General features: G+C 61.0%; 30 protein-coding genes. 10 read left to right on the plus strand and 20 right to left on the minus strand.

From position 1 onward, the window contains the following. The first annotated feature begins 224 nt into the window (after positions 1-224). The gene (locus BMZ35_RS05110) at positions 225-779 is read left to right on the plus strand and encodes a TetR/AcrR family transcriptional regulator (protein ID WP_093092586.1); all 555 of its coding nucleotides are present in this window, start codon (positions 225-227) and stop codon (positions 777-779) included. Positions 780-782: 3 nt separating this feature from the next. Further along, positions 783-1181, plus strand: coding sequence for an META domain-containing protein (locus BMZ35_RS05115; RefSeq protein ID WP_093091486.1), 399 nt, complete (start codon positions 783-785; stop codon positions 1179-1181). Here BMZ35_RS05115 and recO read toward each other — a convergent pair. Both recO and BMZ35_RS05125 read right to left on the minus strand, forming a co-directional pair. Then, positions 1159-1887, minus strand: coding sequence for a DNA repair protein RecO (gene recO / locus BMZ35_RS05120; RefSeq protein ID WP_093091488.1), 729 nt, complete (start codon positions 1885-1887; stop codon positions 1159-1161). The two genes, BMZ35_RS05115 and recO, sit on opposite strands and share 23 nt — an antisense overlap. Before the next feature lie 51 nt (positions 1888-1938). Further along, a complete protein-coding gene (locus BMZ35_RS05125; protein WP_093092588.1) occupies positions 1939-2268 on the minus strand; it encodes a DUF1491 family protein in 330 nt (109 codons plus the stop codon). 70 nt (positions 2269-2338) lie between these two features. Here BMZ35_RS05125 and BMZ35_RS05130 point away from each other — a divergent pair, with 70 nt between their 5' ends. Next, positions 2339-2527, plus strand: coding sequence for a hypothetical protein (locus BMZ35_RS05130; protein WP_093091490.1), 189 nt, complete (start codon positions 2339-2341; stop codon positions 2525-2527). On the opposite strand, the gene era is transcribed toward BMZ35_RS05130, so the two are convergent. From era to folK, 9 genes are all read right to left on the minus strand, one after another. Then, positions 2508-3416, minus strand: a complete 909-nt coding sequence (gene era, locus BMZ35_RS05135) for a GTPase Era (RefSeq protein WP_093091492.1) — start codon at positions 3414-3416, stop codon at positions 2508-2510. The genes BMZ35_RS05130 and era overlap by 20 nt on opposite strands. Before the next feature lie 113 nt (positions 3417-3529). Beyond that, positions 3530-4210 carry a ribonuclease III gene (rnc, locus tag BMZ35_RS05140; RefSeq protein ID WP_093091494.1) on the minus strand — a complete coding sequence of 227 codons (681 nt, stop codon included), beginning with the start codon at positions 4208-4210 and terminating at the stop codon, positions 3530-3532. Beyond that, positions 4207-5046, minus strand: a complete 840-nt coding sequence (lepB, locus tag BMZ35_RS05145; protein ID WP_093091496.1) for a signal peptidase I — start codon at positions 5044-5046, stop codon at positions 4207-4209. Before lepB ends, rnc begins: the two co-directional genes overlap by 4 nt. A gap of 55 nt (positions 5047-5101) precedes the next feature. Continuing rightward, on the minus strand, positions 5102-5515 hold the full coding sequence (acpS, locus tag BMZ35_RS05150) for a holo-ACP synthase (RefSeq protein WP_093091498.1): 414 nt from the start codon (positions 5513-5515) through the stop codon (positions 5102-5104). A 7-nt stretch (positions 5516-5522) separates the two neighbouring features. Then, the gene (locus BMZ35_RS05155; RefSeq protein ID WP_093091500.1) at positions 5523-6272 is read right to left on the minus strand and encodes a pyridoxine 5'-phosphate synthase; all 750 of its coding nucleotides are present in this window, start codon (positions 6270-6272) and stop codon (positions 5523-5525) included. 75 nt (positions 6273-6347) lie between these two features. Further along, positions 6348-7016 (minus strand): DUF2062 domain-containing protein, encoded by a 669-nt coding sequence (locus BMZ35_RS05160; RefSeq protein WP_093091502.1) that lies wholly within the window; start codon positions 7014-7016, stop codon positions 6348-6350. A 21-nt stretch (positions 7017-7037) separates the two neighbouring features. Beyond that, positions 7038-9173 (minus strand): RelA/SpoT family protein, encoded by a 2136-nt coding sequence (locus BMZ35_RS05165; protein WP_093091504.1) that lies wholly within the window; start codon positions 9171-9173, stop codon positions 7038-7040. 29 nt (positions 9174-9202) lie between these two features. Further along, positions 9203-9556 carry a DNA-directed RNA polymerase subunit omega gene (gene rpoZ / locus BMZ35_RS05170; RefSeq protein ID WP_093091506.1) on the minus strand — a complete coding sequence of 118 codons (354 nt, stop codon included), beginning with the start codon at positions 9554-9556 and terminating at the stop codon, positions 9203-9205. A 75-nt stretch (positions 9557-9631) separates the two neighbouring features. Next, positions 9632-10192 (minus strand): 2-amino-4-hydroxy-6-hydroxymethyldihydropteridine diphosphokinase, encoded by a 561-nt coding sequence (folK, locus tag BMZ35_RS05175; RefSeq protein WP_093091508.1) that lies wholly within the window; start codon positions 10190-10192, stop codon positions 9632-9634. 152 nt (positions 10193-10344) lie between these two features. Between folK and BMZ35_RS05180 the strand changes: the two genes are divergently transcribed. Further along, positions 10345-10920: a LabA-like NYN domain-containing protein gene (locus BMZ35_RS05180; RefSeq protein ID WP_093091510.1), complete on the plus strand. Its 576-nt coding sequence runs from the start codon at positions 10345-10347 to the stop codon at positions 10918-10920. 56 nt (positions 10921-10976) lie between these two features. Here the strand turns inward: BMZ35_RS05180 and BMZ35_RS05185 are convergent, their stop codons facing one another. Continuing rightward, the gene (locus BMZ35_RS05185; protein WP_093091512.1) at positions 10977-11417 is read right to left on the minus strand and encodes a c-type cytochrome; all 441 of its coding nucleotides are present in this window, start codon (positions 11415-11417) and stop codon (positions 10977-10979) included. 119 nt (positions 11418-11536) lie between these two features. Here BMZ35_RS05185 and ispH point away from each other — a divergent pair, with 119 nt between their 5' ends. From ispH to rnhA, 5 genes are read left to right on the plus strand one after another with little or no spacing between them, the layout of a single operon-like run. Next, positions 11537-12490: a 4-hydroxy-3-methylbut-2-enyl diphosphate reductase gene (ispH, locus tag BMZ35_RS05190; protein ID WP_093091514.1), complete on the plus strand. Its 954-nt coding sequence runs from the start codon at positions 11537-11539 to the stop codon at positions 12488-12490. After that, positions 12487-12939 carry a DUF3429 domain-containing protein gene (locus BMZ35_RS05195; protein ID WP_093091516.1) on the plus strand — a complete coding sequence of 151 codons (453 nt, stop codon included), beginning with the start codon at positions 12487-12489 and terminating at the stop codon, positions 12937-12939. Before ispH ends, BMZ35_RS05195 begins: the two co-directional genes overlap by 4 nt. A 24-nt stretch (positions 12940-12963) precedes the next feature. Beyond that, positions 12964-13578, plus strand: coding sequence for a LysE family translocator (locus BMZ35_RS05200; RefSeq protein WP_093091518.1), 615 nt, complete (start codon positions 12964-12966; stop codon positions 13576-13578). Continuing rightward, positions 13575-14162, plus strand: a complete 588-nt coding sequence (locus tag BMZ35_RS05205) for a class I SAM-dependent methyltransferase (RefSeq protein ID WP_093091520.1) — start codon at positions 13575-13577, stop codon at positions 14160-14162. The genes BMZ35_RS05200 and BMZ35_RS05205 overlap by 4 nt, the downstream gene beginning before the upstream one ends. Then, positions 14155-14601 carry a ribonuclease HI gene (rnhA, locus tag BMZ35_RS05210; RefSeq protein ID WP_093091522.1) on the plus strand — a complete coding sequence of 149 codons (447 nt, stop codon included), beginning with the start codon at positions 14155-14157 and terminating at the stop codon, positions 14599-14601. The genes BMZ35_RS05205 and rnhA overlap by 8 nt, the downstream gene beginning before the upstream one ends. A gap of 3 nt (positions 14602-14604) precedes the next feature. On the opposite strand, the gene BMZ35_RS05215 is transcribed toward rnhA, so the two are convergent. The 7 genes from BMZ35_RS05215 to def (BMZ35_RS05245) form a co-directional block, all read right to left on the minus strand. Beyond that, positions 14605-15366, minus strand: coding sequence for a class I SAM-dependent methyltransferase (locus BMZ35_RS05215; RefSeq protein WP_093091524.1), 762 nt, complete (start codon positions 15364-15366; stop codon positions 14605-14607). 34 nt (positions 15367-15400) lie between these two features. After that, on the minus strand, positions 15401-16426 hold the full coding sequence (locus tag BMZ35_RS05220; protein WP_093091526.1) for a glycosyltransferase family 2 protein: 1026 nt from the start codon (positions 16424-16426) through the stop codon (positions 15401-15403). 110 nt (positions 16427-16536) lie between these two features. Further along, positions 16537-16773 carry a hypothetical protein gene (locus BMZ35_RS05225; RefSeq protein ID WP_093091528.1) on the minus strand — a complete coding sequence of 79 codons (237 nt, stop codon included), beginning with the start codon at positions 16771-16773 and terminating at the stop codon, positions 16537-16539. A 9-nt stretch (positions 16774-16782) separates the two neighbouring features. Beyond that, positions 16783-17688 (minus strand): methionyl-tRNA formyltransferase, encoded by a 906-nt coding sequence (fmt, locus tag BMZ35_RS05230; RefSeq protein WP_093091530.1) that lies wholly within the window; start codon positions 17686-17688, stop codon positions 16783-16785. Beyond that, entirely contained in the window at positions 17685-18179 is a 495-nt protein-coding gene (def, locus tag BMZ35_RS05235; RefSeq protein WP_093091532.1) for a peptide deformylase, read from the minus strand. The genes fmt and def (BMZ35_RS05235) overlap by 4 nt, the downstream gene beginning before the upstream one ends. Next, entirely contained in the window at positions 18176-18670 is a 495-nt protein-coding gene (def, locus tag BMZ35_RS05240; RefSeq protein WP_093091534.1) for a peptide deformylase, read from the minus strand. The genes def (BMZ35_RS05235) and def (BMZ35_RS05240) overlap by 4 nt, the downstream gene beginning before the upstream one ends. Then, positions 18667-19179, minus strand: a complete 513-nt coding sequence (gene def / locus BMZ35_RS05245) for a peptide deformylase (protein WP_093092590.1) — start codon at positions 19177-19179, stop codon at positions 18667-18669. The genes def (BMZ35_RS05240) and def (BMZ35_RS05245) overlap by 4 nt, the downstream gene beginning before the upstream one ends. Positions 19180-19280: 101 nt before the next feature. Between def (BMZ35_RS05245) and BMZ35_RS05250 the strand changes: the two genes are divergently transcribed. Further along, entirely contained in the window at positions 19281-20453 is a 1173-nt protein-coding gene (locus BMZ35_RS05250) for a MalY/PatB family protein (RefSeq protein ID WP_093091536.1), read from the plus strand. 131 nt (positions 20454-20584) lie between these two features. Here BMZ35_RS05250 and BMZ35_RS05255 read toward each other — a convergent pair whose 3' ends face one another. Further along, positions 20585-20935: a hypothetical protein gene (locus BMZ35_RS05255; RefSeq protein ID WP_093091538.1), complete on the minus strand. Its 351-nt coding sequence runs from the start codon at positions 20933-20935 to the stop codon at positions 20585-20587. Between the last annotated feature and the right edge of the window lie 155 nt (positions 20936-21090).

Raw genomic sequence — 21090 nt, forward strand, 5'->3', positions numbered from 1 at the left:
GGTTCGGTAACGCGTCGGTATCACGTCGGTATTGCGTCGGTGTCCTGCCGGGATTCGGCAGTAAATCACAAAATGAACTCAGCGCGCTTAAGTTCACGTTAGGAATTGGTGCCGCAGGCAGGCGCGCACAGGTGATGCAGGAAAGCCGCTCCGGCGAAATGCTGCGATGCAGCGCGACAATGCTGCACTTGCAAAACAACTTGGCGCAACGTAACCCTTGGGGCATGACTGCAACGCGCCTTTCTCCTGACCTTTGGATTGCCGCCGGGTTCGACGCCCTGCTGGAGCAGGGTCCGGCTGCGCTCAAGGCAGAGTCATTGGCACGTCGGCTGAAAACGACCAAGGGATCGTTTTACTGGCATTTCAAGGATGTACCGGCTTTCCATGCTGCCATGCTGGAACAGTGGGAACGTCAGGCGCTGCTCGATATTGAGGCCGCTTTGGTCGAAGACTCGACCGCCGCGCAGAAGCTGCGCCACCTGAGCCAGATTGCGACGATCGGCAATGGCGATTCGGCAAATGGCATGCGGCTTGAGCCTGCGATCCGGGCCTGGGCACATGACAATGACTTTGTGGCCGAAGCCGTGGCGCGGGTGGATGATCTGCGCCTGACCCAGCTGACCGCCGCGCTCAGCGAAAATGGTCTCTCGAACCCGGAACTGTCGCGCATTCTCTATGCCGCCAATCTTGGCATGGCGGAACTGAGCCGTCGTGACGGAGAAGTGAATGACGCTCCGCTTGGAACTCTGGTCGACCTGATCCTCGCGCTTTACGAATAGGCCATGCGCCTGTTCCTGACGTTTTCTGCCCTTTTGCTTGCTGCTGCCTGTACGCGCAATGAAACCGTTGCCGCCTATGGGGGCGCGGATCATGTCTGGCAGTTGAGCCGCATTGACGGCGTGCCCGTATCCTATGTCGCGACGCTTTCGTTTGCGACGGATGGCAAAGTGGCCGGGACGGGGCCGTGCAACGAATTTGCGGCCCGCCAGAGCGCGCCCTACCCGTGGTTCACGCTGGAACGGTTTGTGGCAACCGAGATGTATTGCGACAAGCTTGCCGATGAGCAGAGCTTTTTCGCGGCCCTTCAGGAGATGAGCTTATCCGAAGTGTCGGGAACTCGGATGATCCTGAGCAATGACGCCAAGCGCGAGATGCTGTTCACGGCTGTGACCGGCGGCTGAAGAGGTCGACAAACCTATCGCGGGCTTCCGGCAGAGGTTTGTGGCCCAATTCGGGCGCCAGCTTTTCCTTGAGGAAGTAACCAGTCGTTTTCAGGGCCAGGATGACTTGCGTGTCCGGCGCTTCGCCAGCGCCGCGCAGGCAATCGGGCAAAGGGAGCAAGCGATCTGCCCACTCCCCGGCCCCTAGGGCGGAAACCGCGCGCCCGGATTTCGGAGAAACATAGACCAACCTTTCGGTCGTGCCCGTCACGGCGCAAGAGGTGAGATCAAGCCCGAACCCCAGTTCTTCAAGCAGGGCCAGTTCCCAGCGCAGGTAGGCCAATGGCCAGATCTCGTTCTGTCCCAAGAGATCCATGAGCGGTTCGGTGCGCGCGTAAAGCCGGGGATGGGGCTCGCGTTCGGGCAGGCAGAAGGTCAGCAACGCCGTGACCGCATTCAGCCCGGCAAGCGCCATGCGATCCGAGAGCACGGCAGCGCGCGAGCGCAGCGGTTCGACGGTGTAGGCGCCGATATGATCCTCGAGGCGGGCGCGCCATGCCACGTCAAGCTGCCCGCCCGGTTGCAAGATCGGGGTCATCTTGCGGCTGATCCCCCCACGCACGACGCCCGCATGGCGCCCGTGTTCTGCGGTGAACATGTCGAGAATGACCGAAGTTTCGCCGTGCTTGCGGGTGGAAAGAACGATGCCTTGGTCGCGCCAGTCCATGTGTCAGATCCCTGATGTCGGAAGGTTAATCTAACAGGGCCCGGCCGTGAATCAATCCGACAGCCCCTGCTCGTCCAGCAGGTGGCGGCCCCGGCGATCCTCGACCTCGATCACCCAGACATCAGTGTCAAAGCTGCGTTGTCGGGCCAATGATGCGTCAACCTCGGCCTCGGCACCTTCGGCCAGCACCATCCAGTTTCGTTCCCCTGTCATCAGGTCAAAACTGCGCTGGAACACCTTGGCCTGTCCGTCAAGCGTGTTGAGCTTGACCAGAACCGCACCCGCCGTGTCATCGCCATGCGCCACGACAAAGGCCAGGATGTCATTCAGGCGCAGCCGCGCGAGATAGGCCTGCACCCAGAACTCAGCCGTTAACTTCATGGTAACCATCCTTGGGCAAGACTGTCCGATACCGAGGGGGCCGCAAGAGCCAAGAGGATCGACAGGACCGATGAACGAGCAATTTCAAACCCCCAAGGGAACCCGGTTTCTTGGGCTAACCATGCTGGCGCTGGCGGTCATGGACTTTAGCGGTGCCATAGACCCGGCATTCAAGACACCGGTCCGTGTCACGATGGTGCTCTGTGCGATTGCTTCGGTCACATGGTTCCTTTTGGCGGTCATGCGTTTCCGTCGCTGAAGTCCAGACCCATTTCCGAATAGCGTTCCTTTTCATCAAGCCAGTTGGGCCGCACCTTGACCTGCAGAAAGAGGTGCACCTTGCGGCCCAGAAACTCGGAGAGCTCTTCGCGCGCGGCCTTGGACACAGCCTTGATGGTTTCGCCCCGGTTGCCCAGCACGATGCCCTTGTGCCCGTCGCGCATGACATAGATGATCTGGTCCACGCGCGCCGAGCCGTCTTTGCGTTCTTCCCAGCTCTCGGTTTCGACCGTCAACTGGTAGGGCAGTTCCTGATGCAGGCGCAGGGTCAGCTTTTCGCGGGTCATCTCGGCCGCGATCATGCGCATGGGCAAATCGGCAATCTGGTCCTCGGGATAGAGCCATGGCCCTTCGGGAAGTTCCTCAGCCAGCCACTTGCGCAACGTGTCACAGCCATGGCCCTTTTCGGCGGAGATCATGAAGGTTTCCGCAAAGGAGAAGCGCTCGTTCAGATCCTTGGTCAGCGCGAGCAGCGCCTCGGATTTCACGCGGTCGATCTTGTTGATGGCGAGCGCGATCTTGCGCCCGGTGCTGATCTCTTCGAGCCGTTCAAGGATGGTTTCCACGCCCTGCGTGATGCCGCGATGCGCCTCGACCATAAGGACGATGATATCGGCATCCGCCGCCCCGCCCCATGCCGCGGCCACCATCGCGCGGTCCAGCCGGCGGCGCGGCCGGAACAGGCCGGGCGTGTCCACGAACACGATCTGGCTGTCACCTTCGAGCGCCACGCCGCGAATGCGGGCGCGGGTGGTTTGAACCTTGTGGGTCACAATCGACACCTTGGCACCCACCATCTGGTTGGTGAGCGTGGATTTCCCGGCGTTGGGCTCTCCGATCAAGGCGACGAATCCGGCACGTGTGGTCATGGGGTGTTCCTGTACTAGCAGCTCAGAGCATTTAGAGCATTTGCCGCAAAAGAGCCAGTACCTCGAGCAGGGTGGTACCCGACCGACACAGGGCACGGTTGGAAACGCCGGGATCAGCCCGTCAGCTTGTCCAGCAGCGCCTTGGCAGCGGCCTGTTCGGCCTTGCGCTTGGAGCCGTCACGCGCCTGGGCTTCCTGTCCGGTATCGAGCCGCACGGCGATGGTGAAAATGGGTGCGTGATCGGGGCCGGAGCGGGACAGCATGATGTAGCTTGGCGGGTTTAACCCCCGCCCTTGCGCCCATTCCTGAAGGGAGGTCTTGGGGTCGCGGGCATCAGCCTCGACCGTCTGAATGCGCTTGCCCCACAGGCGCAGCACCAGATCGCGCGCGACCTCGAACCCGGCATCCTTGTAGACGGCGGCAATCACGGCCTCCATCGCATCGCCCAGGAGCGCCTGCTTGCGTCGCCCACCTGACATCATCTCGGAGCGGCCCAGTTTCAACGCCGCGCCAAGGTCGATCTCGGCGGCCACTTCGGCACAGGCTTCCTTGCGCACCAGCGCGTTGAAGCGCGGGGCAAGCTGGCCCTCGGAAGCGCCGCGGTCATGGGCCAGAAGCGCCTCGGCCATCACGAGGCCAAGCACCCGGTCGCCCAGAAATTCGAGGCGTTGGTTGTCTTCGCGCGTTGTAGAGGAGCGCGAGGAATGCGTCACCGCGCGCACGAGGAGGTCTGGCCGGGAGAACGTGTGGCCAAGCCGCGCTTCGAGCGCTTGGAGGTCGGCGGAAAGCTTCAATAGATGCCCTTGAAGAAACGGTCCGAACGCCAAGTCCAGAAGGCAAACATCGACTTGCCCGCAGAAGAGAACATGATGCGATCCGCGCGCCCGATCAGGTTTTCATAAGGCACGAACCCCACCCCGCGCGCGGCCTGTGGCACACGGCTGTCGGTCGAGTTGTCCCGGTTGTCACCCATGAAGAAATAATGGCCTTCGGGGACGGTGTAGACACCGGTATTGTCCGAGCCCTGATTGGTGATGTTGAGGATCGCGTGGCTGACCCCGCCCGGCAGTGTCTCGATCTGGCGCGACTTCACGCAGAGACCGCCATCGCCCACGGGGCCGTTTTCACAGCGCGGGCGCAGGCGTTGCGGGCCCTGCGGGCCTGCGGTTTCTTCGAACAGGCCGCCATCTTCAAGCTTCACCGCTTCACCGTTGATATGCACCACGCCGGCGATGATCTGAACCTTGTCGCCGGGCAGGCCGATCAGGCGTTTGATGAAGTCAAACCCGGTGACCGGGTGGCGGAAAACCACGACATCGCCGCGCTCGGGTTCACCGCCCAGAATGCGGGTGTTGTCGCCATCCAGCCAGCCGCAGAGGTTCTTGGCGTCGATATTGATGCCCACGGCGGGGATGCGGATCGATGGGCAGGAGGCGTAGGAATAGCCATAGGTCATTTTGTTGACGAACAGGAAATCCCCGATCAGCAACGTGTCCTTCATCGACCCGGAGGGAATCCAGAAGGGCTGAAAGAACAGAGTGCGGAAGACGCCCGCGATCAGCAGGGCATAGACGATCGTCTTGATCGTCTCGACGATGCCGCCGTCTTTCTTCTTGGCCTTGTCTGCCATGTCTGTCTCTCCGGTTGCGCTTTGGCGCGTTACATGAGGGGCGGCGCGCTGGGTGTCAACCCGGCGTGGATTGGATCGGGCGGGCTTCGATCACGACAAAGGCCTGTGCCCATGGGTGATCGTCGGTCAGGGTGACGTGGATGATGGCTTCGTGCCCCGGCGGTGTCATGTCGTCGAGGCGTGTCTTGGCCCAGCCTGTGACGTGCATGACAGGCTGCCCGGTGCGAAGGTTCGAGACATACATGTCCTTCCAGCTGATCCCCATGCGCAGGCCGGTGCCCAGCGCCTTGGAACACGCCTCTTTGGCGGCCCATCGCTTGGCATAGGTGCCCACGGTATCACGGCGACGTTCAGCCTTGGCCTGCTCCACGTCGGTGAAAACCCGGTTTCGGAACCGGTCGCCAAACCGTTCGAGCGTGTTCGCGACACGGTCGATATTGGCCAGATCTGTGCCCACGCCGAGGATCATGCGCCCTTCATGCCTTTGCACTTTCCGCCCGCGCCTCGTCCATCAGGCGGCGCATTTCGTGGATCACGGGGGTAATTCCCGAGAAGATCGCCTCGGAAATCAGGAAGTGGCCGATATTGAGTTCCATCACCTCGGGCAAGGCCGCGATGGGTTTGACCGTGTCGAAGGTCAGCCCGTGGCCCGCGTGCACTTCCAATCCAAGTGAGTGGGCAAAAGTTGCCATCTCGGTCAGCCGGACCAGTTCGGCCTCACGCTCTTCGAAGCGGCCCTCGGCATGATAGTCGCAATAGGCACCGGTGTGCAGTTCGATCACTTCGGCGCCGATCCGGTTGGCGGCCTCGATCTGGGGCCGGTCGGCGGCAATGAAGATCGACACCCGGCAACCCGCCTCGCGCAGGGGCGCAATGAAATGGGCCAGCTTGTTTTCCTCGCGCGCCACTTCCAGACCGCCTTCGGTGGTCTTCTCCTCGCGCTTTTCGGGCACGATACAGACCGCGTGGGGTTTGTGACGCAGGGCAATCTGCTGCATCTCGTCCGTGGCGGCCATCTCGAAGTTGAGCGGCACGGTCAGGTGCTCCATCAGCGCGTCGATGTCGGCATCAAGGATGTGGCGGCGATCTTCGCGCAGGTGCGCGGTAATACCGTCGGCGCCAGCCTCTTCCGCCATACGCGCTGCGCGGACAGGATCGGGATAGGCCCCGCCCCGCGCATTCCGCACGGTGGCCACATGGTCGATATTCACCCCAAGACGCAGCATGGTGACAGCCCTCGTAGTTTGTTGGTCAGTGATGCGGACCCTATGACGCCAAGGCGCGCAAGAAAACCGCTTTCTTTACCGCTTGGCCTTTTCAGAAGCCGCAGCACGGGCTGCCTGTTCGGCGGCCCTGGCACGCGCCTTTTCCATCTTCTTGCGAAGCCGCGTCACACGCCGTTTCTGATAGGCGCGGATCACGGGCACCGAAAGGTAATAGGCGATCGTGCCCGCGATGATGCCCGGAAGGATGCCGCCGATCATGTAGGGGAAAAACACTTCGTCATAGAAGATGCTGAGCCCGGTCCAGTCGGGGGTGTCATCGTTGAACATGGCCCAGAAATTGTGCCACAGGTCCCCGCCGGCATTGGCGAACTTCGCCGCCAGGGATTGATGCGCGCCCTCGTGGAACTCGGTCCCCAGGAGGAAATGCCCGGTCTTGAGCGAGATCACCCCGATCGGCAGGTAGGTCAGCGGATTGCCGAAGAATGTCGCCAGCAGGGCCGCCAGAAGGTTCCCCGACAGCACACGCGCAAGGATCGCAGCGACCACGAAGTGCAATCCGTAAAACGGCGTGAACGTGGTGAACACCCCACACCAGATACCGCGCGCGATGAATTCCGGTGTGCCCGGCAAACGGTGCAGACGGTGCCGTACATAGTGGAACGCCCGGGTCCAACCACCACGCGGATAGAAGAATTCCGCCACCACCTGGTAGAGGGGTCTTCTATCGCGGCGCTTGAAAACCACAGGTGACGTTTCCTTTGCTGATCAGCCCTCGGACGATGCGCGGGCCTTCTCGGGGTTTCGATAGCGTTCGATCTCTGCCACATCCGACTCCGCCTCGAGCGCCATCATCAATTTGTGCAGATGCTTGGCATCGCTCAGATCGACACTGACGAGAAGACGATAGAAATCCGGCTTGCGGTCCACGAACTCCAGATCCGAGATATTGGCCCCGTGCTCTCCGATCAATGTGCAAATACGTCCCAGTACGCCCGCGTCATTGCCGATCGTGACCCAGATCTGAACCGTATAGATCGGTTTGTGCTGCCCCGCATGCCAATGCAGGTCCAGCCAGCGCTGGGGCTGGTCCTCGTAATCGCCAAGAGAATCACAATCGATGGCGTGCACCACCACCCCCTTGCCACGGAAAGTGATGCCCACGATCCGCTCGCCCGGAAGCGGCTGGCAACAGGGGGCCCGGTGAAAGCTTTGATCCGGGGACAGGCCGATCACGGCGCGCTCACCCGACACTTCGTCGCTTTGTTCTGGAGCCAGGTCGGGATAGACCGCTTGCACCACTTCGGCTGCCGTCAGCTCGGCCGAGCCGAGCCGGGCAAGGACCTCGTCCTTTTCCTTGAAACGCAGGTTCTTGGCGGCGATCTCGAGCACCTTGTCGGTCGACTTCTTGCCGACATGCTCGAACGCGGCGCGGGCCAGTTCCGCTCCCAGCCTGACAAACCTTTCGCGGTCCATCTCGCGCAGGGCGCGGCGGATGGCGGTACGCGCCTTGCCGGTGGTTGCGATGTCCAGCCAAGTCGCCTGGGGCGTCTGGCCCTCGGCAGTGATGATCTCGACCGATTGGCCGTTCTTGATCCGCGTCCAGAGCGGCACCCGCTGGTGGTCGATCTTGGCGCCGACACAGGCATGACCGATACGGGTGTGAATGGCATAGGCAAAGTCGATTGGGGTCGCCCCGCGCGGCAGCTTCACCACCTCGCCCTTGGGCGTGAAGCAGAACACCTGGTCCGAATACATCTCGAGCTTGACCGCCTCGAGGAAATCCTCGTGGTCTTCCTCGGCGTCAAACTGTTCGGTCAGGCCGCTGATCCATTTCACTGGGTCGACCGCAAAGGGGTTTTCGCCCCGCACGCCATCCTTGTAGGACCAGTGCGCCGCAACACCGGATTCGGCCACGTCATGCATCTGGTGCGTGCGTATCTGCACCTCGACCCGGCGCCCGTCACGTCCCGACACCGTCGTATGGATGGACCGATAGCCGTTCGACTTGGGTTGACTGATGTAATCCTTGAACCGCCCCGGCACGGCCCGCCAGCGCTGGTGAATCGCCCCAAGTACCCGGTAACAATCGTTTTCGTTATCCGTGATGACGCGAAATCCATAGATGTCGGACAGGCGCGAAAATCCCTGCTCCTTCATCTGCATCTTGCGCCAGATCGAATAGGGCTTCTTGGCGCGGCCGACGACAACGGCATTGATGTCGTTGTTATACAGTTCTTTTTTCATGTCGGCGGTGATCCGTTCGATCACATCACCGGTTTCCTTTTGCAGCGTGATGAACCGCCGCATGATCGAAGCGCGCCCCTCGGGGTTGAGAACCTTGAAGGCAAGGTCTTCCAGCTCGTCGCGCATCCACTGCATCCCCATGCGCCCGGCAAGCGGGGCATAGATGTCCATGGTTTCACGCGCTTTCTGGACCTGTTTCTCGGCCTTCATCGCCCTGATCGTGCGCATGTTGTGCAGGCGGTCGGCCAGCTTGACGAGGATAACCCGCAGGTCCTTGGACATGGCCATGAACAGCTTGCGGAAATTCTCGGCCTGCTTGGTCTCGGTCGAGCTGAGCTGTAGGTTGGTCAGCTTGGTGACACCATCCACGAGCACTGCGACCTCGTTGCCGAACTTGCCCGCAACCTCATCATAAGACGCCTGGGTGTCCTCGATCGTGTCGTGCAATAGGGCGGTGATGATCGTCGCGTCATCCAGATGCTGTTCGGCCAGGATCATCGCCACTTCGATGGGATGCGTGAAATAAGGCTCGCCCGAGCGACGAAACTGCCCCTCGTGCATGTCGCGGCCATAGTCATAGGCCGCGCGGATCAGCGCTTCATTGGTGCGGGGGTTGTAGGCGCGAATGAGATCGACAAGGTCGTCTGCCGGGATCATGCGTGCCTACCTGTGGTTCTCTTGGGGGGTCAGCCCTGACCCTGTGCTTCCATCAGCGCGCGCAGCAGCTTTTCTTCGGACATGTCGTCATCCGCAGGCGCATCGCTTTCGGCACCCATCAGCAGAGCCATCTTGTCGTCTTCCGGCTCGTCCACCTCGATCTGGGTCTGGTTTTCCTCGATCAGGCGCTCGCGCAGCTCTTCCGCGGTCTGGGTTTCCTCTGCGATCTCGCGCAGGGCCACGACCGGGTTCTTGTCGTTGTCACGATCCAGCGTGATCGGGGCACCGGCCGAAATCTCGCGTGCGCGGTGGGCCGCGAGCATCACCAGCTCAAAGCGGTTCTGAACCTTGTCGACGCAATCTTCTACGGTAACGCGGGCCATGGGGCACTCCACTCTCTTGGATCGGATAGGAAGCCGTGTATGTAAGGGGCTTTTCCCCCCTTGACAAGCACTGATTCACAGGGGTTTCAGCGCATCCCGGTCTGATTGCGGCAATTGCGCAAGGAAATCGCGCAAGGACTTGCCCAACAAGGGGTGAATCCAGTTCGGAGCGATGTCACAAAGCGGCCCGAGCACGAATGCGCGGTCCTGCAGACGCGGGTGCGGGAGAATCAGGTCGTCGGGAGCCTTCTTCTTCTGGTCTTCGATCGGAAGGTCGCGCCAATGCGTTTGGCTCACCGGGTCAGGCAGCACCTTTTCGCCATAGGCAACCAGATCGAGATCCAGCGTGCGCATGCCCCAGCGCTGCTCGCGCGCGCGCCCGAAATCAGCCTCGATGGCGTGAAGCTCGTGCAACAGAGCCTTAGGCGAAAGCGATGTGCGCACCGATACTGCCGCGTTCACGTAATCAGGGCCGGCGCCTTCGGGAAAACACGGCGTCTGGAAGAATCGGCTGACCGCACAAAGGCGAATTTGGCCCTCATTCAACCGCTTGAGCGCTGCGGCGATGGTTTCGGCAGGCGTGCCGAGATCAGTTGGCAGGTTGCCGCCAAGAGCTAAGAGCGCGCATTCATTCACTTTTTGTTAACCTTTTGTAACGTACGCATGTAAAAAGGCGATCCACGGCTTGAAGGCAAGCCAAATTTCTTTACCTTATAACTGCTGTTGTGCCTGCACTTTTTTACTCACGGGACTTTCAAGGCGCGGCAGAGTCAGAAAGGACATTATTGATGTTTTATAAGGACGAACGGCTTGCGCTGTTCATAGATGGGTCGAATCTGTATGCCGCAGCGAAATCGCTGGGCTTTGATATCGACTACAAACTGCTGCGGCAGGAATTCATGCGACGTGGCAAATTGCTTCGGGCATTCTACTACACAGCCTTGCTGGAGAATGACGAGTATTCGCCGATCCGCCCTCTGGTGGACTGGTTGCACTATAACGGCTTCACCATGGTGACCAAGCCGGCCAAGGAGTACACAGACTCCCAGGGCCGTCGCAAGGTCAAGGGGAACATGGATATCGAGCTGGCTGTGGATGCCATGGAGCTTGCGCCGCGCGTAGATCATATCGTGCTGTTTTCCGGAGATGGGGATTTCCGGCCGCTGGTGGAGAGCCTGCAGCGCCAGGGTGTGCGTGTTTCGGTGGTGTCGACCATTCGCAGCCAGCCGCCGATGATCTCGGACGAGCTGCGTCGTCAGGCCGACAACTTCATCGAGTTGGAAGGGCTTCGCGAAGTGATCGGGCGCCCGCCGCGCGATCCGATGCCGGACCGCGACCGCGAGGTCGAGTTCAGCGCCAAGTAAGACCGGACCGGGGCCAAGTGCCCCGGTTTTCTTTTGTGGTTTCGTGGCGGGCTGGTCTAGCCGCCGTTGCGCGCGTTGTGCATGTCGATCACGCGCGCGGGCCAGGTGCTTTTGATATAGGCAAGCACTTCGAGGATCTGTTCATCACTCAGCACGTCCTCGAAGCCCGGCATGTTGCTTTCATAACCCTGCCCGACCACCTTGGCCGTGCCATACTTGGTGATAGCGAACAGCACCTGATCCGGGTGATGCCACGTGTGCCCGCTTTCATCATGGGGCGGGGCCGGCATCAGCCCGTCTGCGCCGCGGTCGCGCCAATTGTCTTCCCCTTCCAGGTTTGCACCATGACAGCTTGCGCAATTCTCAACATAGATCGCTTGGCCGCGTGCCACCGCGCCCGTATTCTCATAGGGCAAAAACCCCTCGGCCACCCCTGCCCCGACAGTCGCTATCAACGCGGCGCCTCCCAGAATCGCCGCCATGCCCGCCTGTTTCATTGCCAAACTCCTCGCATATTTCTTCTCCGGTTACGCCCTTCCCGCACTGGAAGGTCAAGCCTCTGGACGTGGGCGCGATGAGACACTAGGTCTTTCACGCACAGCCGCGAGGACGTTCCATGACGAAGCCCCCCCTGACCATCCATCTCGCCGCCCCGCGTGGCTTCTGCGCCGGTGTGGATCGCGCCATCAAGATCGTCGAAATGGCGCTTCAGAAGTGGGGCGCCCCGGTCTATGTCCGCCACGAGATCGTGCACAATAAATTTGTGGTAGACGGATTGCGCGCCAAGGGGGCGGTATTCGTCGAAGAACTGGGCGACTGTCCCGACGACCGTCCAGTGATCTTTTCCGCCCATGGCGTTGCCAAGTCGGTTCCAGCCGAAGCCGAGCGGCGCGAGATGATCTATGTCGATGCCACCTGCCCGCTGGTTAGCAAAGTCCATATCGAGGCCGAGCGCCATTCCGACAATGGCTTGCAGATCGTGATGATCGGCCATGCGGGCCACCCGGAAACCATCGGCACCATGGGGCAGCTCCCCGAGGGTGAGGTTGTGCTGGTGGAAACCGAAGAAGACGTCGCCACGATTTCGGTGCGCGACCCGAACAAGCTGGCCTTCGTCACCCAGACCACGCTGTCGGTGGACGACACGATCGGCATCGTCGCCGCGCTTCAGAACCGCTTTCCCAATATTGTCGGACCGCACAAGGAAGACATCTGTTACGCCACCACCAACCGGCAGGAGGCGGTCAAGGCGATTGCGCCCAAGGTGGATGCGATCCTTGTCGTGGGCGCGCCCAACTCTTCGAACTCGCGGCGACTTGTCGAGGTTGGTGCAAACAATGGTTGCGCCTATTCGCAGCTTGTGCAGCGCGCCACCGAGATCGACTGGCGCGCTCTTGAGGGCGTGGGGTCTGTCGGCATTACCGCTGGGGCGAGCGCGCCCGAGGTTCTGGTGAACGAGGTGATCGACGCCTTCCGCGAGCGGTTCGACGTGTCGGTGGAACAGGTGGAAACCGCGGTTGAACGGGTGAATTTCAAGGTGCCCCGCGTGCTCAGGGATCTGGACGCATGATCCGCATTCCAACCGCACCGCTTGTTCTGGGTCTTGCCGGGCTGATCCCCTTTGTCTGGGGGGCGTTGACGATTTTGATGCCCGACTGGCGTGACTGGGGCGCTTCGGCATTGGGGCCGCGTTTTGTCGGCCCGTATGTGCAGCTTTTTTATGGCTCGGTGATCCTTGCCTTCATGTCAGGCGTACTCTGGGGCTTTGCCACCAAGGTCGAGGGATCGCGCGCCGCCATCGGCTATGTCCTGTCGACGATCCCGGCGCTTTGGGCGTTTTTCATGACTAGCGGCGGGCCGATTGGCGCCGCCACCAACCTTATGTTCGGCTTTGCCGGATTGCTGCTTCTGGACTACGCTTTTTATCAATGGGGTCTGACCCCGCCCTGGTGGATGCGGCTGCGCCTGTTGCTCACGGCGGTTGTCGTGACCTGCCTTGCGATTACCATCGTTTATTAGGGTCGCTGCCCGAAAGGACATTTCATGATCTCTGCCCAGTTCCTCTTGACCGCCCTTGTGGTGGTGATCGCGCCCGGAACCGGAGTGATTTACACGCTTGCCATGGGGCTTGGACAAGGCAGGCGCGCCGCGCTCTGGGCGGCTTTGGGCTGTACCTTCGGAATTGTCCCGCACCTGGTGGCGGCCACGCTGGGGCTGGCGGCAGTGCTGCATACATCCGCGCTGCTGTTCAACATCGTGAAATTCGCCGGTGTCGCCTATCTGCTTTATCTGGCTTGGCAGGCCCTGCGCAGCGGCGGCGCACTGTCGGTGAGCGCCGAAACACGGGCCCAGCCCGGAGCGGCCGTCGCGCGCCGGGGCGCGCTCATAAATATCCTGAACCCGAAACTGTCGGTGTTCTTTCTTGCGCTTCTACCCCCCTTTCTGTCGGGCAACCCGACAACCGCGACAATGGAGATGTCCCTTCTCGGGGCGGTCTTCATGGCGATGACCTTTGGTGTCTTTGTCCTTTACGGCCTGTTTGCGGCAAGCGCGCGTGACCTCTTGCTTGGCAGCGCAACGGTGATGCACTGGCTGAACCGGGGCTTTGCGGCCATCTTCGTCGCCCTGGCCGGACGGCTGGCACTGGAGCGGGCATGAGCGACAGGGAAACCCTTGGCGTCTATGCCCGCAAGCACGACGACTATGCGGCTCTGCCCGTGTCAAAGGATCAAGTCGACGCGCTGAACATGTTCTGTGCCGCGCTCTCCCCCGGAGCGCATGTGTTGGATCTGGGCTGCGGTCCGGGCCTGCAAGCAAGGGAACTCGTGCAGCGCGGCCTGAGCGTCAGCGCGCTGGATGCCACACCGGAATTCGTGGAGCGTGCACGCGCCAACGGGATCGACGCGCGGCTGGGCACATTTGACGACCTGACAGAGACCAACGCCTATGACGGGGTCTTTGCCAGCTTTTCTCTGCTGCACGCGCCCAAGGCTGATTTCCCGCGCCACCTCGACGCGATCAAACGCGCGCTGCGCCCCGGTGGATGCCTTTTTCTGGGCCTGAAACTGGGTGAAGGCGAAGCACGCGACAGTCTGGGTCGCTTCTATGCCTATTACTCGGAAGCGGAATTGCGCAAACATCTGGAAAAGGCCGGTTTTTCGCTGTTGCAAGCCGTGACTGGAGAGGGCAAGGGACTGTCTGGAAGCATTGACCCTTATATCCTGATGACTGCACGTGCCTGATCTTTTTGCCTATACCGATGGAGCCTGTTCCGGAAATCCCGGCCCCGGAGGCTGGGGCGTGCTGATGCGCGCCATGGACGGCGATACCGTGCTCAAAGAGCGAGAATTGTCCGGCGGTGAACCGGAAACCACCAACAACCGCATGGAGCTGATGGCGGCGATCACGGCGCTGGAAACGCTGGAGCGGGCAAGCACGATCACCATCGTCACCGATAGCGCCTATGTGAAAGACGGGATCACAAAGTGGATCCACGGCTGGAAGCGCAACGGGTGGAAAAAGAAGGGCGGGCTTAAGAACGTTGACCTGTGGCAACGGCTTGACGCGGCACAGGCGCGTCACGACGTGACCTGGGAATGGGTCAAGGGCCATGCCGGTCACCCCGAGAACGAGCGCGCGGACGAGCTGGCCCGCGCGGGCATGGCGCCTTTCAAGCTCTAGGGATTACTCCGCCGCGATCCCGGCGCTGTCGTCCCAGCGTTTCTGATAATCAGTCTGATAGACTTTTTCGCTCCCGTCCCCGGCCCCTTCGAGCGGTTTGCGCACGGCGTAAGTGAGGATCACCGGACCTTCGGGCAACTTGCCCTGAAGGCGCGGGCGCACGCCGGTCTCGTTCGGGTTCGACGTGGTCACAACACGACGCGCGAACATCGGCAACATCGGCTGGAGCGCGCATTGCAGCACCTCGTAGCCCAGCGTTTTCTCCCAGAAGCCGTACACCATCTCGGGTGTGATCTGGTAAAAGCCATGGTTGATCCAGTTGTTGCAGGGCGAATGGCCGATCAGAACCCCACCTGGTTTGAGCATCCTGTTGATGTTGCGATAGGCGGTGGGCAGGTCGAACACGTGTTCGCAGGTGCCCCCGTCATAGACCACGTCAAAGCGCTCGTGCAGCTCTTCGGGAAGCTCCCCGGCAAGGTCCTGCACGATCGAGGCGTCCTCAAAATCCGACACGTCCATACTGTCGACCTGATCAAAGCCGATCTTCTGGAAAAAGGTCTCGCAGAAATGGTTGTCGCTGTTCTTGAGATCCTCTTCGGTGAGACCCGGAAAATACTTCTCAAGGGTCTCGTCAAAGAGCGCTGCCGATCGTTTGCGGCGGCGCCCGATCCAGCGCTGGCGGCCCAGCATCACGATATTGCCGCCAAGGGAATGCTCGGTCACGACATCCATGATGCGGACGGCGAGCGTGTCGGAAATAGCCATTGAGGTATCCTCGAAGAAGAAAGCGGACAGGCCGTCAGGCGGCCTGATCCAGTTCGATACGTTCGGCCAGCCTGGCAAGGAATTTCTTAGCCATGGGCTGACGGCGGGCCTTGATGGCCATGCGTTGCGCCCAGTCAATTGCCTTGGCGTGCTGACGCGCCACGGCCTCGTCCCGCAGGAGCAGCTCCTTGATCGCAAGCGCCTTGTCAAAGCGATGGACAAGACCAAGGTCCTCGACGTCGTTGCGGTCGAACTTGTTCCAGTAGCTGAATTCGATCTTGCCGTTCTGGTGGTTCGCGCGCCCGCGCCGCTGTTTGTTCAGGAAGGCGCCCATCGAGCGCAGCGCATAGTGGTTGAGCTGTGCCACGTCATAGCCATAGCCCGTGTTCACATGCAGCGCGCCCTTGATCTGCCGGTCGTCGAACCGGGTGCCGTCCGGCGTGATCCAGTTGATCGGCCCGGCGTCCTGCTGCACGAAGGGGCGGTGCACCCCCATGCGGTTGAACTTGGTCCGGTCATTCTTGAACAGGGTCTTGAAAAAGCGGTGCTCACCCTCGCGGCCCTCAAAGGGTTGGGCGCGGGTGAATTGCAGCGGGACGGGTGTATCCTCGATCCCTTCTACGCCGTTGTTGCCGAAGATGCGCCAGACAAGAGAGATCGCATCGACCCCCGGAAAGGCGTCGATCAGCGCCTTGAACGTGCCGTCACCGACGTTGATCTGCAGGTACTCGTCCACATCCGCCACGAAAATCCAGTCGGCTTCGCGCACTGCAGCCTCGTGTTCGCCCCACATCAGGGCGCTCTTGTGCGGCCCACGGCGCATCACGCGATTGAACCGGTGATGCACTTCGCCCATGCGGTTGAGATTGCGCAGGATCATGTCCGTCTGATCGCTGCAGTCGTTGGTAAACACGACGATATCCGTCGCTCCCAGTGCCCGGTAATGCGCCACCCAGTCGAGGATGTAGGCACCCTCGTCCTTCATGGTGGTTACCACGGTCACTTTCGGCGCGGCTGTATCGCCTCCGAATCCGAAGAAAGCCACTGCTATATGCCTCATATGTAAGCGGCTCGTTCAAGCGGCCGCGTTTATGAAGAGAATCTTAACGCGGACCGACGGGAAACGTCTACAATTTTTCGTTATTTGTTCGGAGTGTGGCCTGGACGACTCTATTTACGCCAATGGGTTGGCACGATGATCAACGCCCCGATGGACGAGATAATCGCGTTGAGACCGGGGCTGCCAAAGCCGATGTGGAACATGCGGGAAATCATGTAAAACAGGAAGGCCCCACCGATGCAGATAATGATCGAGGGGACATAGCCGTTACGCGTGAAACCGCTGCGCTCGGACGCATAGCCGATGATACCGGCAATGATCACGGTGCCGAAAAAGGTAAAGAACATGTTCGGCTCCTAGAGCTGGCGTCCTTTTTCCAGCGGAAAGCCCCGCAGGAAGGTTTCTGCATCCTGCGCGCCTTTGCCCGCCCGTTGCAAGCGCAACAACTGCACCGCACCTGTGCCACACGCCACAGTCAGCGCGTCATCCAGCAGCGTGCCGGGGGCACCTACGCCTTCTCCCAGCCGGGATGCCAGCAGTTTGATCCGCTGCCCGTCGATCTCGGTCCACGCGCCGGGAAACGGGGAAAGCCCGCGGATCTTGCGATCAACGTCTTCTGCCGGGGCGGTCCAGTCGATCTTGGCTTCGGACTTGTCGATCTTGTGGGCGTAGGTGACGCCATCGTCGGGCTGGGGCACCGGAACCAGATCCGGTAAGTCGCTCAAAGCCGCCACAATCAGCCTTGCCCCCATCTTCGAGAGCCTGTCATGCAACAGGTCCGTCGTTTCGGTTTCCCCGATCCCGGTCTCGTCAACCATGAGCACCGGACCAGTGTCCAGTCCGGCTTCCATCTGCATGATGCAGACACCGGTTTTTTCATCGCCCGCCATGATAGCGCGGTGGATCGGCGCGGCCCCGCGCCAGCGCGGCAAAAGGCTGGCGTGAATATTGAGGCACCCATGCGCGGGGGCATCAAGAATAGGCTGGGGCAGGATCAACCCATACGCGACCACAACGGCCACATCGGCATTCAGCGCGGCAAAGGCGGCCTGTTCTTCCGCCCCCTTGAGCGAGACCGGATGCCGGACCTCAAGACCAAGCGCTTGGGCGCGGGCATGCACGGGTGTCGGGCGGTCTTTCTTGCCGCGCCCTGCGGGGCGGGGCGGCTGGCAATAGACAGCCGCGATCTCGTGGCCCGCCTCGACCAGCGCATCCAGAACCGGCACCGAGAAATCCGGCGTGCCCATGAAGACCACTTTCATCGCAGCTTCCTCGCCTTCTTGATCAGCATGTCGCGCTTTACCTTGCTCAGGCGATCAAAATACATCTTGCCGTTGATATGGTCGATCTGGTGCTGCACCGACGTGGCCCAAAGCCCGACAAAATCGCGCCGCTGGATCATGCCGTCCTCGTTGAGAAACCGCACCGTTACTGCGCGCGGGCGTTTGATCATGGCCGACACGCCGGGCAGGTTCGGGCTGGCTTCGTCGTGTTCGCGATCCTCGATCGAGGCATGCAGGATTTCCGGATTGGCCATGCGTACGGCCTGTCCGCGGGTATCGCTGGCATCGACCACGATCAGGCGCAGCATTTCACCGATCTGGTTGGCGCCCATACCCACACCGGGCATGGCCTCCATCGTGTCGATCAGGTCGTCCCAGACCTGCCGCACATGATCGGTGATCTCTTCCACCTCGGCGGCAGGGGTGCGCAGGCGTTTGTCGGGCCATTGCAGGCAGGGGCGAACGGTCATGTCTGGGCCTCATATGTCGCGATGAAATCGGCCTTGTCGGCTTCGGTCAGGTGATCAAGCGTCACGCGCCCATCAAGATGGTCGATCTCGTGCTGGATGCAGCGCGCCTCGAAACCGTCAAAGTCACGCATATGCATGTCGCCGCGCGCATCCCGCCACGCCAACGTCACAGCGACGGGACGTTCCACCGGAACCATGAGACCGGGAATGGAGAGGCACCCTTCCTCCATCACTTCGGTACGCTTTTCGCGCACCATGATGACCGGGTCGAGAAAGGCCTCGGGCGTGGGGTCGCCCTCTTTCCAACCCGCGTCCATGACGAAGATCCGTCGCATGACACCCACCTGCGGCGCGGCCAATCCGCGCCCATTGGCGGCATACATCGTGTCAAACATGTCCTGCACCAGCGCCTCGTGATCGTCCTCGCCCACATGGTCGCAGACCTGCGACAGGCGCTCATCAGGCCAGATCACCAGCGGCAGCACACTCATCCGCGCGCCAGCTCGCGTTTCAGCTTCTGGGATTTGCGGGTCATCATCTGGCGTTTCATCGGGCCGAGGTAATCGATGAAAAGCTTGCCGTTTAGGTGGTCGATCTCGTGCTGGACACAAGTTGCCCAAAGCCCGTCGAAATCCTTTTCCTGCGGATTGCCGTTCTCATCGATCCAGCCGACCCGGACCGCAGCCGGCCGGGTGACTTCGGCAAACTGTTCCGGGATCGAGAGGCACCCTTCTTCGTAGGTGTTGAGGTCGTCGGACTTGGCCAGAATTTCAGGATTGAACATCACCATGGGCTCAGGATCGCCCTCTTTCACGCAATCCATCACGATCAGCCGTTCCAGCACGCCCACCTGCGGTGCGGCGAGGCCAATCCCGGGCGCGTCATACATCGTCGCCAGCATGTCTTTGGCGAGGCTGCGCAGCTCGTCCGAGAGATCGTCAACGGGCGCACAGACCTTTTTCAAACGCGGGTCGGGGTGGATCAGGATCGGCTTAATCATGGGCTTCATCTAGGCCATGCGCGCGCGCTGTGCAACGGGGCTTGCAACGCGGGGGGAAAGCGGTAGCTTCACCCGGACCCAAGAGGAGCAGAGGACCCATCATGAGCTTTGACGAAATCATCGACCGCTTTGGCACCCATTCCGTGAAATGGGACATGATGGAAGAGCTTTATGGGGTGCCGGCCAAGGACGGGATTTCCATGTGGGTGGCGGATATGGATTTCCGCCCGCCGCAATGCGTGCGCGATGCATTGCAGGGCATGATCGACCACGGGGTTTTTGGCTATTACGGCGACTATACCGGCTATCACGCGGCGATCTGCTGGTGGATGGAAACCCGCCACGGCTGGACCGTGCAGCAGGACGAGATTTTCACCACCCACGGTCTGGTCAATGGCACCGCCATGTGCATCGACGCCTTTACCCAGCCGGGCGATGGCGTGGTGCTGATGACGCCGGTCTACCACGCGTTTCACAGGGTGATCCGCGCAGCTGATCGCAAGGTCGTGGAATGTGAACTGGCCCTGAACGAAGGGCGCTATGAAATGGATTTCGACGCTTGGGACGCGCAGATGACCGGTGACGAGACCATGCTGATCCTGTGTTCGCCGCACAATCCGGGCGGCCGTGTCTGGACCCTCGAGGAATTGCAGGGGGTGGCCGATTTCTGCAAACGCCACGACCTGATCCTTGTGTCGGACGAGATTCACCACGACCTCGTCTATCCCGGCAACACCCATATCGCGATGGCGCTGGTGGATGAAAGCATACGGGACCGTCTGGTGATGATGACCGCGACCACCAAGACCTTCAACATTGCGGGCGGGCATTCCGGCAACGTGATTATTCAGGATCCGGAGCTGCGCAAACGGTTTGGAGCGCGCATGGCGGCACTTGGGAAATCGCCCAACTCCTTTGGTCTCTACATGGCCGAAGCCGCCTATTCCCCCGAAGGCGCGGCATGGGTCGACGACCTCGTGGCCTACCTGGATGGCAACCGCAAAGTGCTTGACGACGCGGTGGCGGCGATCCCGGGACTGCAGTCGATGCCGCTGGAAGCGACCTATCTGAGTTGGGTGGATTTCTCGGGAACGGGCATGTCGCGCGAAGAGTTCACCCGTCGTGTCGAACAGGACGCGCGCATCGCCGTCAATCACGGCCCGACCTTTGGCAAGGGCGGCGACAGCTTCCTACGCTTCAACATCGCGACCCCCCGCGCGCGTGTGAGCGAGGCCGCTGAACGCCTGACGGCAGCTTTCTCGGACCTTCAGTAAGCGTCAAAAACAAAGGCTCCCGCCCCTTTGTCGGTGCAGCAAAGCTGCGCCGCAAAGCGTTGGGCGTGGCGCGCCTTTGGCGCGCGTTTGAGTATTTCTGGCAAAATGAAGAACCGGGGGCGGCAGGATATCTAGCCGTTGGTGATCAGCCCTGCGGGAACAAACTCGGGTTGTTCGAAATCGACCGGGGGTTTGTCGGTTGCCTGGGTGGCGCGCTTGAACTCGTACCGCATTTCACCAGCCTCTTCTTCGGAGGCGACGATCAGGCATTGCAGGAAATGCCGCCCGCCGTCGTACAGGTCCACGAGGCCGCGCAGGTGCGGTGCGTCCTCGACATCCAGGGTGAACCCGTCTTCCTGAAAGCGCAGCACGCGAAAGCTGCGCCCATCAGCCTCGACCCGCAGCTTGTTGCGGCGCTTGAGATCTTTCTTGCGGGCCGCATCCAGCCCTTTCTGCACTTCCGGCGGTACATAGGTCGACATTGTTCGCTCCATTCCTGCCCGTAGGGTTCAACCACATTCGGATTCGGTCAAGACAGGAATTTCCGATTTGCCGCCCCTTGTGCAAATACGCGCAACTCCTTTGCGCAGTGTTGCGTTTTCTCCGCACCGACCGAGACTTAGGTAGGAGACGAGCA

The organism is Shimia aestuarii, from assembly GCF_900114635.1.
Lineage (GTDB): Bacteria > Pseudomonadota > Alphaproteobacteria > Rhodobacterales > Rhodobacteraceae > Shimia > Shimia aestuarii.